Source organism: Microbacterium sp. H6 (genome assembly GCF_003314775.1).
GTDB classification, from domain to species: domain Bacteria; phylum Actinomycetota; class Actinomycetes; order Actinomycetales; family Microbacteriaceae; genus Microbacterium; species Microbacterium oxydans.
The window spans coordinates 1-14373 of the sequence record NZ_QOAY01000148.1 but is presented as its reverse complement, the minus strand read 5'-3'; the positions used below and the strand labels follow the sequence as shown (position 1 = coordinate 14373).

Below are 14373 nucleotides of genomic sequence, written 5' to 3'. Positions count from 1 at the left end.
GCGGAACGTCGAGCGACATCCAGACGCAGGCGCAGCTCATCATGTCGATGAAGAACCGCCTCGCCGAGATCACCGCTGCCCAGACCGGCAAGTCGGTCGAGCAGATCAACGCCGATGGTGACCGCGACCGCTGGTTCACGGCTGAGGAAGCGCTTGAGTACGGCTTCGTCGATCACATCCGCGAATCGGCCTCCGACGTCATCGGCGGCGGCGGAACCGACCAGGACACCGAGTAACGGAAAGCGAAAGGACGCTCATGTACACACCCACCTTCCGCTCAGCCGGTGACCTGCCTTCCAGCCGCTACGTGCTGCCGCAGTTCGAAGAGCGCACCGCCTACGGCTTCAAGCGCCAGGACCCGTACAACAAGCTGTTCGAAGACCGCGTGATCTTCCTCGGCGTGCAGGTCGACGACGCCTCGGCCGACGACGTGATGGCACAGCTCCTCGTTCTGGAGAGCCAGGACGCCGAGCGCGACATCACGATGTACATCAACTCGCCTGGTGGCTCGTTCACCGCGATGACGGCGATCTACGACACGATGCAGTACGTCGCGCCGCAGATCCAGACCGTGGTGCTCGGCCAGGCGGCTTCGGCTGCGGCCGTGCTGCTCGCTGCCGGTGCGCCGGGCAAGCGTCTCGCGCTCCCGAACGCCCGCGTGCTCATCCACCAGCCCGCGATGGGGGAGGCCGGCCACGGCCAGGCGTCCGACATCGAGATCCAGGCCGCGGAGATCCTCCGCATGCGCACCTGGCTGGAGGAGACGCTCGCGGGACATACCAACCGCACCCCGGAGCAGGTGAACCGCGACATCGATCGTGACAACATCCTCTCCGCCGCACAGGCGCTGGAGTACGGCATCGTCGACCAGGTGCTCACGACGCGCAAGCGCGTCTGACCCGATCGATCGAAGGGCGTCCGTCATCCGGCGGGCGCCCTTCGTCGTGCCCGGCGGATGTGCACGACCCGATGACAAAGTGCGCATATGAGCACTGTGGTGCGCGAACGCTGACGAGGGCCTACTCTGGAGGAGGAAGGAGGAAGCCGTGGAAGAAGATCTGCTCATGGTCCGCGTCGCCGAGCTGTACTACGACGAGGACAAGACCCAGGACGAGATCGGCGGACTCCTCAAGATCTCGCGCTGGAAGGTCGGCCGTCTGCTGACCCAGGCCCGCGAACGCGGCATCGTCCGCATCGAGATCGTGCACCCGCGCGCCCGCCGACTCGGCCTGGAGCGGCTTCTCGTCGAACGCTTCGGCCTCACCGATGCCGTGGTCGTGCCGGCTCCGGAAGGCGATGACGGCACCCTCGAACGCGTCGCTCAGGCCGCAGCCGACTTCCTGACCGCGCTGCGCCCCGTTCCCCGCACCCTCGGGGTGAGCTGGGGCCGTACACTCCGTGCCGTGGCCGAGGCGCTTCCGGACGGCTGGGCGAACGGCGTGACCGTGGTGCAGCTCAACGGGGGAGTGAGCCTGAACCGACGCTCCGGAGGCGCAGCAGGCCTCGCCGTCACGATCGCCCAGCGCGCTTCGGGGCAGGTCTCCCTGCTGCCGAGCCCGGCCATCCTCGAGCGCGTGGAGACGAAGCAGGCGATCGAGTCCGACCGCACCGTCGCCGCCGTCCTCGAAGAGGCAGCCGAGGCCCAGGCTTTCCTGTTCACCGCCGGACCCTGCGATGCCTCGTCCGCCCATGTCGAGAACGGCTACCTCAGTGCGGAGGATGTCGAAGAGCTCGCACGACGCGGCGCCGTCGGCGACGTCCTCGGGCGCTACGTCGACGCGGAGGGCAACATCGTCGACTCGCAGCTCGATGCACGGACCGTCGGAGTCTCTCTCGACCGTCTGCGCGGAGCCGCTCGTACGATCTTCGTGACGGCGGGCCCCGCCAAGCACGACATCGCACGCACCGTGGTCACCAGCGGCCTGTGCGGCGTTCTGGTGACCGATGAGACCACAGCACGAGCATTGTTGGAGGAACAGTGACGACCAAAGAACTCAGTCGCAGGGCGGCGGTGGACGTTCTGGGCGGCGAGCCCGACGACGCCACGCTCCGGCGATTCCTGCACGGACTTCCCGGCGTGGATGCCGTCGGTCTGGAGCAGCGCGCTGCCGGGCTCGGCACCCGGTCGATCAAGACCACCTCGAAGGCGTGGGCGCTCGACACGATCATCAAGCTGATCGACCTCACGACGCTCGAGGGAGCTGACACTCCCGGAAAGGTGCGCTCTCTCGTGGCCAAGGCGAAGAATCCGGACGCCGCGGATCCTTCGACCCCGCGGGTCGCAGCGGTCTGCGTGTACGGTGACATGGTCGGCGACGCGGTGACCGCGCTCGGCGGGATGCACGGTGACCCCGATGACGGCCTGATCTCCGTCGCGGCCGTCGCCACGGCATTCCCCAGCGGACGCTCCTCGCTTGCGATCAAGCTCGCCGACACCGCCGAGGCGGTGGCTGCGGGCGCCGATGAGATCGACATGGTGATCGATCGTGGAGCGTTCCTGTCCGGCCGGTACGGCCTGGTCTTCGACCAGATCGCCCAGGTCAAGGAGGCCTGCCGTCGTGAGGACGGTTCGTACGCCTCGCTCAAGGTGATCCTGGAGACCGGCGAGCTGAACACCTACGACAACATCAAGCGCGCCTCGTGGCTGGGCATCCTGGGGGGAGGGGACTTCATCAAGACCTCGACCGGCAAGGTGCAGCCCGCAGCCACCCTCCCGACGACGCTCCTCATGCTGGAGACCGTGCGCGACTGGTACCGCGGCACCGGAGAGAAGATCGGTGTGAAGCCGGCCGGTGGCATCCGCTCGTCGAAGGATGCGGTGAAGTATCTCGTCACCGTCGCCGAGACTGTCGGCGAGGAGTGGCTCCAGCCGCACCTCTTCCGCTTCGGCGCCTCCAGCCTCCTCAACGACGTGCTCCTGCAGCGTCAGAAGCTCAGCTCCGGCCACTACTCGGGCCCCGACTACGTCACGATCGACTGACGGGAAGACGAACATGTCATTTCTGGAATACGCTCCCGCACCGGAGTCCACCGCGGTCCTGAACCTCAAGGACAGCTACGGGCTGTTCATCGACGGCGAGTTCGTCGACGGCTCCGGCACGCCGTTCAACACCATCTCACCGGCGACGGAGAAGCACATCGCCGAGATCGCTTCGGCGAGTGATGAGGACGTCGACCGTGCGGTCGCCGCCGCGCGTCGCGCCTACGAGAAGACCTGGTCGAAGATGAGCGGTCGCGACCGAGGTAAGTACCTCTTCCGCATCGCCCGCCTCGTGCAGGAGCGTGCCCGTGAGCTCGCTGTCGCCGAGAGCCTCGACAACGGCAAGCCGATCAAGGAGAGCCGCGACGTGGACGTGCCGCTCGTCGCCTCCTGGTTCTTCTACTACGCGGGCTGGGCCGACAAGCTCGATCACGCAGGACTCGGCGCGAACCCGCGGGCTCTCGGCGTCGCGGGTCAGATCATCCCGTGGAACTTCCCGCTGCTGATGCTGGCGTGGAAGATCGCTCCCGCTCTCGCCGCCGGCAACACGGTGGTGCTCAAGCCGGCCGAGACGACGCCCCTCACAGCGCTGATCTTCGCCGAGATCCTGCAGCAGGCCGACCTTCCGGCCGGTGTCGTCAACATCGTGACGGGTGCCGGAGCGACTGGCTCTGCGCTCGTGCGTCACCCCGACGTCGACAAGGTGGCCTTCACCGGTTCGACCGGTGTCGGACGGGACATCGCCCGGGCTGTCGCCGGCACTCCGAAGAAGCTGACGCTCGAACTGGGCGGCAAGGCCGCGAACATCGTGTTCGACGACGCCCCCATCGATCAGGCGGTCGAAGGCATCGTGAACGGCATCTTCTTCAACCAGGGCCACGTCTGCTGCGCCGGAAGCCGACTGCTCGTGCAGGAGTCGATCCACGACGAGGTCGTCGATCGGCTCAAGTCGCGCCTGTCGACCCTCCGCCTCGGCGACCCTCTCGACAAGAACACCGACATCGGCGCGATCAACTCCGCAGCGCAGCTCGCCCGCATCCGTGAGCTGAGCGACATCGGCGAGGCCGAGGGCGCAGAGCGCTGGACGGCGGACTGCGCGATCCCGGACCAGGGCTTCTGGTTCGCGCCGACGATCTTCACCGGCGTCGAGGCCTCGCACCGCATCGCCCGCGACGAGGTCTTCGGGCCTGTGCTCTCGGTGCTCACCTTCCGCACACCGGCCGAGGCGATCGCGAAGGCGAACAACACGCCGTACGGCCTCTCGGCCGGGATCTGGTCCGACAAGGGATCGCGCATCCTCGCGGTGGCCGATCGCCTGCGTGCCGGTGTCATCTGGGCGAACACCTTCAACCGCTTCGACCCGTCGAGCCCGTTCGGCGGCTACAAGGAGTCCGGATACGGTCGCGAGGGCGGCCGTCAGGGGCTCACCGCCTACCTCAAGGGAGCCGCAGCATGAGCAAGCGACTGACCGTGCCGAAGACCTACAAGCTCGCGATCGGCGGAGCGTTCCCGCGGAGCGAGTCCGGCCGCACGTACGAGGTGCTCTCCTCCAAGGGGGCCTTCCTCGCGAACGCCGCGAAGGGCTCTCGCAAGGATGCCCGTGACGCCGTCGTCGCCGCTCGCGCGGCGGTGAAGGGCTGGTCGGGGGCGACCGCCTACAACCGCGGTCAGGTGTTGTACCGCGTCGCAGAGGTGCTCGAGGGTCGCCGTGCGCAGTTCATCGACGAGATCTCGGCGCAGGAGGGCGTGTCGTCCGCCGCTGCGGCCGCGCAGGTCGATGAGGCGATCGATCTCTGGGTCTGGTACGCCGGCTGGTGCGACAAGTACGCCCAGGTGGCGGGCAACGCGAACCCCGTCTCCGGGCCGTACTTCAACATCTCCGTGCCGGAGCCGACGGGCGTCGTCGCGATCATCGCACCGCAGGACTCGGCGCTGCTCGGCCTGGTGTCGGTCGTGGCTCCCGCGCTGGTCGCCGGGAACACCGTGGTCGTCATCGCGAGTGAGCAGCACCCGCTCTCGGCCATCAGCCTCGCCGAGGTCCTCGTCACCAGCGATGTCCCCGGTGGCGTCGTCAACGTGCTGACGGGTTCGCCGGCGGAGATGGCTCCATGGCTGGCATCCCACCAGGACGTGAACGCCCTCGACCTCGCGGGTGCCGGCGCCTTGGATTGGGTGGACATGCAGATCGCCGCAGCGGAGACGCTCAAGCGTGTGCTTACCCCCGGTGAGGTCGTCGCCTCGCCGGAACGGATCGGCGCCTTCACCGAGGTGAAGACCGTCTGGCACACGAAGAGCATGGTCTGACCGAACAGTCGATCTCGTGAAAGGGTCGGCAGCCATCGCCCGGAGAAGGCGCCAGACGGCTGTCGATCCCTTCGCCGTCCAATGGGCGCGATGTCGAGTGCCCTCAATGCGGCCCGGTGTCGTAAGCAGCGGTTAGGCTCGAAGGACGATCTCTGATCCCCCCTAGGAGGACGCGCATGGCCCGCATCGGTGAAAGCGCTGACCTGTTCAAATGCTCTTTCTGTGGAAAGAGCCAGAAGCAGGTGCAGCAGCTCATCGCCGGCCCCGGTGTGTACATCTGCGACGAGTGCGTCGAACTGTGCAACGAGATCATCGAAGAGCGCATGGCCGAGTCGTCTGCCGACGGGGTCGCCGAGTTCGAGCTTCCCAAGCCGCGTGAGATCTTCTCCTTCCTTGAGGAGTACGTCGTCGGCCAGGAGCCGGCCAAGCGCGCTCTTTCCGTCGCCGTCTACAACCACTACAAGCGCGTTCGCGCCCACGGCACTCTTCAGACCGCTGAGCAGAAGGCCGAAGAGGTCGAGATCGCCAAGAGCAACATCCTGCTCATCGGCCCGACCGGCTGTGGGAAGACGTACCTCGCACAGACGCTCGCGAAGCGGCTGAACGTCCCGTTCGCCGTTGCCGATGCCACCGCTCTGACCGAGGCCGGCTATGTCGGCGAAGACGTCGAGAACATCCTCCTCAAGCTCATCCAGGCCGCCGACTACGACGTCAAGCGCGCCGAGCAGGGCATCATCTACATCGACGAGGTCGACAAGATCGCCCGCAAGGCGGAGAACCCCTCCATCACGCGCGACGTCTCGGGCGAGGGCGTCCAGCAGGCGCTCCTGAAGATCATCGAGGGCACGGTAGCCTCGGTGCCGCCCCAGGGTGGTCGCAAGCACCCGCACCAGGAGTTCCTGCAGATCGACACGTCCAACGTGCTGTTCATCGTCGCCGGAGCCTTCGCGGGTCTCGAAGACATCGTGTCGGCCCGCGTCGGCAAGCATGGAATCGGCTTCGGTGCTCCGCTGCACGACAAGGGCAAGGACCTCGACCTGTTCAGCGAGGTGCTTCCGGAAGACCTGCACAAGTTCGGGCTGATCCCCGAGTTCATCGGGCGTCTGCCGGTCGTGACCAACGTGTCACCGCTCGACCAGGATGCGCTGATCGACATCCTGACGGGCCCGCGCAACGCGCTGGTGAAGCAGTATCAGCGGATGTTCGAGATCGACGGCGTGCAGCTCGAGTTCGAAGAAGAGGCACTGCGCTCCATCGCCGACCTCGCCGTCGAGCGCAAGACCGGTGCTCGCGGTCTTCGGGCGATCCTGGAAGACGTGCTCGGGCCCATCATGTTCGAGATCCCCTCCGCCGAGGACGTGGCGAAGGTCATCGTGACCCGCGCTGCCGTCGACGAAGGCGCACCGCCCACCATCGTGATGGAGCGCAAGCGCAAGAGCGCATGAGTGCGGAGCCGGCTCCCTGGAAGACGGTGGCGCGCGAGACGCTCGTCGCCGACCGGTGGATCCGCCTCCACGCCGACGTGTGCGTGAATGGCAGCGGTGTGTCGATCGCCCCGTACTACGTGCTGGAGTACGGGGACTGGATCTCCGTCCTCGCCCTCGACCGGAACGACGACGCCATCGTCGTCGAAGAGTATCGGCACGGTGCAGGCGTCGTGGCCGTCGGCACCATCGGCCGGGGAGTAGAGCCTGGTGAGTCGCCGGAGGCTGCGGCGCGCCGTGAGCTGCTCGAGGAGACCGGGTATGCCGCCGACGATCTCATCGATCTCGGATCGACCTGGGCGAACTTCGGCAACCACACGAACCGGGTGCATCATTTCCTCGCGCGCGGGTGTGCGCGCGTCGCGGAGCAGTCTCTCGACGACAGCGAGTCGATCGGCGTACATGTGCTGTCGCTCGATGGACTCGGCGACCTCCTCCCGCAGAGCTACCACCAGCTCACCTGGTACAAAGCCAGGGACCAGCTCGGACGGTGACTCCGAACGAGGCTCTGCGCGTGACGGGTTTCGTCAGCCGATCGGCATGATCAGGTCCGTACGCAGTTCTGGTGCCGGAGCGCTCGGGTCGGACACGTAGATCTCGATCCAGATCCCCCCGGGACGAAGCCCCTGCGCCGACGCGCGCTCGACGAGGGCGGCCCATGCGCCACCCAGTTCCTCATAGGAGCCGAACAGCGTGGTCGCGACCGCGGGTCCTGAGGGCAGTGTCGAAGCGACGATGACGCGGCCGCTCGCGGTGGGGATGGGGTTCGCCGGTGCCGTCTGCACGGGGAAGCCGAGTTCCAGGTCGAAGACGCCCATCGGATCGCCGTGATACACCGCGAGTGCCGGGCCGGTCGGGACGAGCACGCCTCCGGCGAAGGTGAGCGCGATCGCCGAGTAGCCGGCGTCGAACGCCTCCGGGAGATCGGCGAGGCGGATGCCCTCGTGGCGGATGACGGCGAGGGGGACGGACTCGAGGTCGAGGCGGTCCGCAGGACCGAACGGGGCGTCGCGAAAGGCGTTCATGCGCTCAGCGTCTCACGCCTCAGTCGCCCAGTCCACGCCTCTTCAGGAGCGGATCGATATCCGCATCGCGGCCCCGGAAGTCGCGGTATGCCTCGAGAGGATCCTTGGAACCTCCCACGCCGAGGAGTCGTGCGAGGAATCTGTCGCCGTTCGCCCGGGTGAGACCACCGTTCTCTCGGAACCAGTCGACCGTGTCGGCGTCGAGCACCTCGCTCCAGATGTACGAGTAGTACCCCGCGCTGTAGCCGCCGGCGAACACGTGGGCGAAGTAGGTGGATGAGTACCGCGTCGGCACGGTCGGGTCTTTCAGACCGATGTCCGCCAGAGCGGCGGCCTCGAAAGCGGCGACGTCGTCGACCTCGGCATCCGTGCCGAGACGATGCCAGGCCTGGTCCAACCATGCGGCAGCCAGATACTCGCTGGTCGCGTGCCCCTGATCGAACGTCTCGGTCGCTCGCAGGCGCTCGACGATCGAGGGATCGAGTGGAGCGCCGGTCTCGTGGTGACGCGCGTAGTTCTCGAGGACCTCCGGCCACAGGATCCACATCTCGTTCACCTGGCTCGGGAACTCGACGAAGTCGCGGAACACGTTCGTCCCCGCGAAGTGTGGGTAGGTGACAGTCGCGAAGAGGCCGTGCAGAGCGTGTCCGAACTCGTGGAACAGCGTGGTCACCTCGTCGAGCGTCAGGAGCGTCGGCTCCCCTTCTCCGGGAAGCGGCACGTTCAGGTTGTTGACCACGACCGGAGCGGTGCCGCGGAGTCGCGACTGGCTGACGATCGCATTCATCCACGCGCCGCCGCGCTTGGAATCGCGCGTGTACAGATCGAGCACGTAGAGACCGACCGGCGAGCCGTCGGCGTCGCGCACCTCGAAGACGCGCGCGCCGGGGTGATACGCGGCGAGGTCATCGCGCTCGGAGAACGTGACGCCGTAGAGCTGCGTCGCCGCGAAGAAGACGCCATCCTGGAGCACGCGCTCCGCTTCGAACCAGGGCCGAAGCGCGCTGGAGTCGATGTCGTATCGTGCAGTGCGCACCCGCTCGGTGTAAAAGGCCCAGTCGTGCGCCTCGACCGGGAACGGGATCTGCTCGGTCTCGTCGACGATCGTCTGCAGAGCTGCGCGTTCGGCCAGGGCGTTGCGCGCGGATGGTCCGGCGAGGCGTCGGAGCATCCGCTCGACCGCCTCCGGGCTTCCTGCCGTCTCATCCGCGGTCACGGCGGCAGCGTGCGAGTCGTAGCCGAGCAACTGTGCACGCTCCGCCCGCAGACGCACGATCGCGAGAAGGACCGGACGGTTGTCGTTCGCGTTGTCGCGAGACCCGCGTGCGAGCGAGGCCGCCATGATGCGACGTCTCGATTCCCGCGGGCGCAACTGCGCCAGAGCAGGGTGGCCTGTGAAGAGCGGGAGGGTGATCAGGAGCTTTCCGTCCAAGTCCCTGTCCGTGGCGGCACGTGCGGCAGCGGAGAGCTCTCCCGCGCTCAATCCGTCGAGCTCGTCGGCCGTGTCGAACACCACGGCCAGGTCGTTGGTGTCGTTCAGCAGGTTGCGCTCGAACGTGTTGGTCAGGGTCGACAGCTTCTGGTTCATGGCGGTCAGCCGCGCCTTCGCTTCGTCGTCGAGGCCCGCACCGGCCAAGGTCATCTCACGATGACGGCGCTCCACGAGGTACCGCTGCTCCGGATCGAGGTTCAGCGCGTCGAGCTGCTCGTACACCTGCTGCACACGCCAGTAGAGCCGGCTGTCGAGCGTGATCGCATCCTCATGCGCTGCCATGAGCGGCGCGAGCTGCTCGTCGATCTCCTGGATCTCGGGCGTCGCATCGGCCGAACTCACCGTGTAGAAGGTGTGCGCGACACGATCCAGCAGCTCGCCGGATCGCTCCAGCGCCTCAAGGGTGTTCTCGAACGTGGGCATCGAGCGCACCACGGTGATGCGCTCGATCTCGCGGAGCTGCTCCTCGAAACCCGCCTGGAAAGCGGGGAGATAGTGCTCCGGCCGAATCGCGGCGTAGTCGGGGAGCCCGTAGGGAAGCGTCGACGGCTGCAGCAGCGGATTGGTGGCGTCGGTCATCCTCCGAGCCTATCCACCGCGCCGGGCGTGCTCAGGACCCGCTCTCGCTCAGGCGCGTCATCACGCCGCGAAGGGCTTCCACGACCACGCGGACCGATCGACGACGAAGTGTCTCGGGCCGCGCGAGCACGTCGATCATCCGGTGCGTGCTCACACCTTCGAGAGGGACGCGCACGAGGTGAAGCGCGGTAGCATCCCGATCACCCCTCCGGCGGCCACGACGGCCGACACCGCGCCGTAATCGTTGATGCGGTGTTGGATGTCGACGGGCCGATGGGCCACCGCCGATACGGCACGGAGCACGTCGTCGGGGGAGTAGCCGATGCGACTGGTGACCCATCGCTCTCCTGCGACCTCGGCCGGTGTGAGGCTGGCACGACCGGCGAGCGGATGTGAGGCCGCTACCGCCACGTCCAGGGGCTCGCGGATCAGGGTGAGGCTGCGCACACCCTGCGCGGGCCACGGTTCGGAATGCTCCATGCGGTGCGCGAGCACGAGGTCGTAGCGTGCTGTGAGCGCAGGGAAATCCGTCTGCGCGACATCCTCGTCCGTGAGCTGCACCGATGGCGCGTTCGCTGCGGACGACAGCTCCCGCACGAGTGCTCCGAACAGCGCCTGCCCGACGCTGTGGAACCCGCTGATGCTCACGACTCCCGTCGCAGAACCCTCGAAGTCGTCCAGGGCGTGTCGTGCCGCCGCCATGGCGTCGATCGCCTCGGCGCCGGCAGTCGCCAGTACTTCGCCGGCGGGTGTGAGGGCGAGCGTGCGCCCGACTCTGCGGGTCAGCGGTGTCGGCACACCACGCTGCAGGGTTGCGAGCTGCTGGGAGACGGCAGATGGAGTGACTCGGAGCGCGTCGGCCACGGCGGTCACACTGCCGAGGGCGCCAAGCTCTCTCAGGATCTGCAACTGATGGAGTTCCACGAGAACAGTTTAGCGGCGGCTACATGGACGGTGCAGACGATGCCGATTGATCTACAACCGTGGATGCGATGTGATCGAGATCATGAAGGCACTGTCCGCATGAGAGCACTGTTCAAAGGCGCGCCTGGCGCGGGGCTCGAGCTGGTCGAGCGTCCCGAACCGAAGGCCGGCGCCGACGAGGTCGTCATCCGGGTGCTGCGCACCGGCATCTGCGGAACCGATCTGCACATCCTCCGCTGGGATGACTGGGCGGCGTCGGCGATCGCCGCCCCGCTGATCCCCGGTCACGAGTTCTACGGCGAAGTGGTGGAGGTCGGACCCGGCGTGCACGACATCTCCGTGGGTGATCGCGTCTCCGGTGAAGGCCACATCGTCTGCGGGACGTGTCGCAACTGCCGGGCAGGGCGCCGGCAGATGTGCATCCGGACGATCGGTCTCGGTCTGCAGCGGGACGGTGCGTTCGCGGAGTACCTCGCGCTTCCTGCGGCGAACGTGTGGGTGCACCACGCCGAGGTGACTCCCGAGCTCGGCGCGATCTTCGATCCGCTCGGCAACGCGGTCCACACGGCGCTCACGTACCCGCTCGTCGGAGAAGACGTGCTCGTCACCGGCTGCGGCCCGATCGGGCTCATGGCCATCGCCGTCGCCAGGCACGCCGGGGCGCGGTTCATCACCGCGACGGATGTCAGCGCACCGCGTCTGGAGATGGCTCGTCGGATGGGCGCCGACGAAGTCGTCGACGTCTCGGTCCGCGATATCAGGGAGGCGCAGCAGGCGCTCGGAATGCGCGAGGGTTTCGACATCGGATTCGAGATGAGCGGTGCGCCATCGGCCCTCCCCGCCATGATCGACAACATGAACCACGGTGGGCGTATCGCGATGCTGGGTCTGCCGAGTGCCGGGTTCGGGATCGACTGGGGCAAGCTCGTCACCCACATGCTCACGATCAAGGGGATCTACGGACGCGAGATGTTCGAGACGTGGAACGCCATGGGGGCGATGCTGCAGACCAGTGCGCCCCTGCGAGATGCCATCGGCCGAGTGATCGCCGAAGTCGTCCCCGCTCGTGAATGGGAACGCGGATTCGCCGCCGCCGAATCGGCGGGAACGGGCAAGATCATCCTCGACTGGACGGAGTTGTGATGTACGGGACCTTTCAGAAGCATGTGTCGGACGAGCTGGCGGCGATCGAGGAGGCCGGCCTGACCAAGCGCGAGCGCGGTATCCGCGGGCCGCAGAACGCCGAGATCACCGCTGACGGCGCTGACGTGCTGAACTTCTGCGCGAACAACTACCTCGGTCTCGCCGACGATCCGCGCATCCTCTCGGCCGCGACGACGGCCCTGGAGGAGTGGGGCTACGGCCTCGCGAGTGTGCGCTTCATCTGCGGCACGCAGGAGCAGCACCTCGAGTTGGAGCGCCGCCTCGCCGACTTCCTCGGCACGGACGAGGCCATCCTGTACTCGTCGTGCTTCGACGCGAACGGGGGAGTGTTCGAGACACTCTTCGGACCCGAGGACGCCATCATCTCCGATGAGCTGAACCACGCCTCGATCATCGACGGCATCCGACTCTCGAAGGCGAGGCGGCTTCGTTACCGCAACCGGGACATGGCCGATCTCGAGGCGCAGCTGCAGGCGGCAACGGACGCCCGATTCCGTGTGATCGTGACGGACGGCGTGTTCTCGATGGACGGCTACATCGCGCCCCTCGCCGAAATCTGCGATCTCGCCGACCGTTACGACGCTCTCGTCTTCGTCGACGATTCCCATGCGGTCGGTTTCGTCGGCGAGAACGGTCGTGGCACACCGGAGCTCTGCGGAGTAGCCGATCGTGTCGACATCTACACCGGAACCTTCGGCAAGGCGCTCGGGGGCGCATCGGGCGGGTACGTCGCCTCGCACGCCGAGATCGTGGCTCTGCTGCGCCAGCGTTCTCGTCCCTACCTGTTCTCGAACACTCTCGCCCCCGCGATCGTCGCCGGCACGCTGACCGCCCTCGATCTCGTCCAAGGGTCCGCGGACCTTCGGGCGCGGCTGCGTGCGAACGCGTCGCTGTTCCGCGAGCGCATGACGGCGGAGGGCTTCGATCTGCTTCCGGGCGAACACCCCATCGTCCCCGTCATGTTCGGGGACGCGGCGAAGACGGCGCGGATCGCTCAGGAGATGCAGGCGCGTGGCATCTACGTGACCGCGTTCAGCTTCCCGGTCGTGCCGCGCGGCCTGGCACGGATCCGCGTGCAGCTGTCGGCGGCGCACACGGCGGAGCAGATCGAGTATTGCGTCGGCGCCTTCGTCGCCGCGCGCGACGCAATCGACTGAACACATGCAAAGAAAAGCTTGCAAAGAACCCTTTGCAAGGGTATCTTTGCATTCATGACGAACGAGACGCAGGTCAGGACGCTCGACGCCAGCGCGCTCAAGGCGCTGGCACACCCACTGCGGGTCAAGATCTTCGACATCCTCGCGGCGCGAGGTCCGCAGACCGCCAGCTCCCTTGCGGCCCTCGTGGGAGAGACATCGGGATCCACCAGCTATCACCTGCGTGCGCTTGCAGCTCACGACCTGATCCGAGAGGTGGAGGGGCGAGGCACGGCGAGGGAGCGATGGTGGGAACGGCCCAAGGGGCGCATCGACGTGCCCGGCCACGATGAGATGACCTCGCCGGCGAACCGCGCCGCGGCGCAGATCGTCACCTCGGAGTTCTTCCGCGTCCGCCACGAGACCCTCATGAGCTACCTGAACCGACCGCAGGCCGAGGTCCCCGAAACGTGGCGAGACGTCGGGATCACGATCACCACGCACCTCGACATGACACCGGAGCAGGCGATGTCGCTCCGCGAGGAACTCGAAGCCATCGTCGAGAGCGCCATCGAGCGGTACCGGGGCCAGGAGGGGCCGGACGTGCGGCGGGTTTCGCTCCGCGCCGAGCTCTTCGATCTGCCGACCCCGCGCACGACCTCGCCCGCCGTCGACAACGAGGAGGCATCATGACCGCGGCAACTCTCCATCTCGTCGCACCGACGCGAACCGAGCGTCGGCTGCTCCGACTGGCCGATCGGCTGACGGCGTACGTCGAGAATCGGATCTCACATCGCGCGGAGCGGCGTGAGCTCTCGCTCGATCTGCTGCGCGAACAACAGACCCGCCGGCAGGACCCCCGTGCCGTCGACCATGCCCTCGCGCAACGGGGAGTGACCCGCCGCTGACGCCGTGGCCCGGGGCCGCGCGACGAGACCCCCTGATATCCGCACGGGTGTCAGGGGGTCTCGTCCCGATGGCGGGGTGCGGTTCAGTCGGCGAACGGGCGGGCGACGACCTCACCGGACGCGGTCTGGAGTACCTCCCAGCCGGCGTCGAGCTCGGCGATCGCACGCCCTTCCAGCCAGGTGAGGGTCCAGTGGCCGGTGAGGCCCTGGGACTCGACCTCGGCGATGGCGGGACGCAGCGCTTCGGGGACGGAGGCGGGCGGCTGTGCACCCGCGGCCCAGCGCGTGCCGAGCTGCATCAGGAGGCCTCGATCGGGGCGAGCTCGATCGCGGTGACCGCGAACTCCTCCGCCTCGGTGATCTCGAGCTCGGCGATG

15 protein-coding genes and 1 pseudogene are annotated in these 14373 nt (G+C 67.3%); 12 read left to right on the top strand and 4 right to left on the bottom strand.

Translation table 11 applies throughout. The features are described 5' to 3' along the window. The 8 genes from DSP71_RS23485 to DSP71_RS09490 all read left to right on the top strand — a co-directional run. Positions 1–236, top strand: a 236-nt coding sequence (locus tag DSP71_RS23485) for an ATP-dependent Clp protease proteolytic subunit (protein ID WP_258546354.1), incomplete at its 5' end; no start/stop codon positions are given. A 20-nt stretch (positions 237–256) separates the two neighbouring features. Next, a complete protein-coding gene (locus DSP71_RS09520; RefSeq protein ID WP_046749265.1) occupies positions 257–898 on the top strand; it encodes an ATP-dependent Clp protease proteolytic subunit in 642 nt (213 codons plus the stop codon). Between the two features lie 148 nt (positions 899–1046). Continuing rightward, the gene (locus DSP71_RS09515) at positions 1047–1982 is read left to right on the top strand and encodes a sugar-binding transcriptional regulator (protein ID WP_258546353.1); all 936 of its coding nucleotides are present in this window, start codon (positions 1047–1049) and stop codon (positions 1980–1982) included. Beyond that, the gene (gene deoC / locus DSP71_RS09510) at positions 1979–2980 is read left to right on the top strand and encodes a deoxyribose-phosphate aldolase (RefSeq protein WP_113680968.1); all 1002 of its coding nucleotides are present in this window, start codon (positions 1979–1981) and stop codon (positions 2978–2980) included. Before DSP71_RS09515 ends, deoC begins: the two co-directional genes overlap by 4 nt. 13 nt (positions 2981–2993) lie before the next feature. Beyond that, positions 2994–4436: an aldehyde dehydrogenase family protein gene (locus DSP71_RS09505; protein ID WP_113680967.1), complete on the top strand. Its 1443-nt coding sequence runs from the start codon at positions 2994–2996 to the stop codon at positions 4434–4436. Then, positions 4433–5284: an aldehyde dehydrogenase family protein gene (locus DSP71_RS09500; RefSeq protein WP_046749263.1), complete on the top strand. Its 852-nt coding sequence runs from the start codon at positions 4433–4435 to the stop codon at positions 5282–5284. Before DSP71_RS09505 ends, DSP71_RS09500 begins: the two co-directional genes overlap by 4 nt. A 176-nt stretch (positions 5285–5460) precedes the next feature. Continuing rightward, on the top strand, positions 5461–6729 hold the full coding sequence (clpX, locus tag DSP71_RS09495; protein ID WP_046749262.1) for an ATP-dependent Clp protease ATP-binding subunit ClpX: 1269 nt from the start codon (positions 5461–5463) through the stop codon (positions 6727–6729). Continuing rightward, positions 6726–7262, top strand: coding sequence for an NUDIX hydrolase (locus DSP71_RS09490; protein ID WP_113680966.1), 537 nt, complete (start codon positions 6726–6728; stop codon positions 7260–7262). Before clpX ends, DSP71_RS09490 begins: the two co-directional genes overlap by 4 nt. A gap of 33 nt (positions 7263–7295) precedes the next feature. On the opposite strand, the gene DSP71_RS09485 is transcribed toward DSP71_RS09490, so the two are convergent. The 3 genes and pseudogenes from DSP71_RS09485 to DSP71_RS09475 form a co-directional block, all read right to left on the bottom strand. Next, the gene (locus tag DSP71_RS09485) at positions 7296–7793 is read right to left on the bottom strand and encodes a GyrI-like domain-containing protein (protein ID WP_058632258.1); all 498 of its coding nucleotides are present in this window, start codon (positions 7791–7793) and stop codon (positions 7296–7298) included. A 19-nt stretch (positions 7794–7812) separates the two neighbouring features. After that, positions 7813–9864 (bottom strand): M3 family metallopeptidase, encoded by a 2052-nt coding sequence (locus tag DSP71_RS09480; protein ID WP_113680965.1) that lies wholly within the window; start codon positions 9862–9864, stop codon positions 7813–7815. 31 nt (positions 9865–9895) lie between these two features. Beyond that, a pseudogene (locus DSP71_RS09475) lies at positions 9896–10788 on the bottom strand (LysR family transcriptional regulator). 99 nt (positions 10789–10887) lie between these two features. Between DSP71_RS09475 and tdh the strand changes: the two are divergent. The 4 genes from tdh to DSP71_RS09455 are packed head-to-tail and all read left to right on the top strand — an operon-like array spanning position 10888 to position 13996. Further along, complete coding sequence (tdh, locus tag DSP71_RS09470; protein ID WP_046749258.1) at positions 10888–11931, top strand: L-threonine 3-dehydrogenase; 1044 nt, start codon at positions 10888–10890, stop codon at positions 11929–11931. Then, a complete protein-coding gene (locus DSP71_RS09465) occupies positions 11931–13109 on the top strand; it encodes a glycine C-acetyltransferase (RefSeq protein WP_058632261.1) in 1179 nt (392 codons plus the stop codon). The genes tdh and DSP71_RS09465 overlap by 1 nt, the downstream gene beginning before the upstream one ends. A 54-nt stretch (positions 13110–13163) precedes the next feature. Beyond that, entirely contained in the window at positions 13164–13781 is a 618-nt protein-coding gene (locus DSP71_RS09460) for a transcriptional regulator (protein ID WP_113680964.1), read from the top strand. After that, positions 13778–13996 carry a hypothetical protein gene (locus DSP71_RS09455; RefSeq protein WP_058632262.1) on the top strand — a complete coding sequence of 73 codons (219 nt, stop codon included), beginning with the start codon at positions 13778–13780 and terminating at the stop codon, positions 13994–13996. The genes DSP71_RS09460 and DSP71_RS09455 overlap by 4 nt, the downstream gene beginning before the upstream one ends. Before the next feature lie 83 nt (positions 13997–14079). Here the strand turns inward: DSP71_RS09455 and DSP71_RS09450 are convergent, their stop codons facing one another. Beyond that, positions 14080–14295 (bottom strand): hypothetical protein, encoded by a 216-nt coding sequence (locus DSP71_RS09450; protein WP_046749254.1) that lies wholly within the window; start codon positions 14293–14295, stop codon positions 14080–14082. Between the last annotated feature and the right edge of the window lie 78 nt (positions 14296–14373).

Excerpts from the sequence above, each read along its gene's own strand:
- DSP71_RS09520 (WP_046749265.1), top strand. The coding sequence starts at position 257 with ATGTACACACCCACCTTCCGCTCAGCCGGTGACCTGCCTTCCAGCCGC.
- DSP71_RS09505 (WP_113680967.1), top strand. The coding sequence starts at position 2,994 with ATGTCATTTCTGGAATACGCTCCCGCACCGGAGTCCACCGCGGTCCTG.
- DSP71_RS09500 (WP_046749263.1), top strand. The coding sequence starts at position 4,433 with ATGAGCAAGCGACTGACCGTGCCGAAGACCTACAAGCTCGCGATCGGC.
- clpX (WP_046749262.1), top strand. The coding sequence starts at position 5,461 with ATGGCCCGCATCGGTGAAAGCGCTGACCTGTTCAAATGCTCTTTCTGT.
- DSP71_RS09490 (WP_113680966.1), top strand. The coding sequence starts at position 6,726 with ATGAGTGCGGAGCCGGCTCCCTGGAAGACGGTGGCGCGCGAGACGCTC.
- DSP71_RS09485 (WP_058632258.1), bottom strand. The coding sequence starts at position 7,793 with ATGAACGCCTTTCGCGACGCCCCGTTCGGTCCTGCGGACCGCCTCGAC.
- DSP71_RS09480 (WP_113680965.1), bottom strand. The coding sequence starts at position 9,864 with ATGACCGACGCCACCAATCCGCTGCTGCAGCCGTCGACGCTTCCCTAC.
- tdh (WP_046749258.1), top strand. The coding sequence starts at position 10,888 with ATGAGAGCACTGTTCAAAGGCGCGCCTGGCGCGGGGCTCGAGCTGGTC.
- DSP71_RS09465 (WP_058632261.1), top strand. The coding sequence starts at position 11,931 with ATGTACGGGACCTTTCAGAAGCATGTGTCGGACGAGCTGGCGGCGATC.
- DSP71_RS09460 (WP_113680964.1), top strand. The coding sequence starts at position 13,164 with ATGACGAACGAGACGCAGGTCAGGACGCTCGACGCCAGCGCGCTCAAG.
- DSP71_RS09455 (WP_058632262.1), top strand. The coding sequence starts at position 13,778 with ATGACCGCGGCAACTCTCCATCTCGTCGCACCGACGCGAACCGAGCGT.
- DSP71_RS09450 (WP_046749254.1), bottom strand. The coding sequence starts at position 14,295 with ATGCAGCTCGGCACGCGCTGGGCCGCGGGTGCACAGCCGCCCGCCTCC.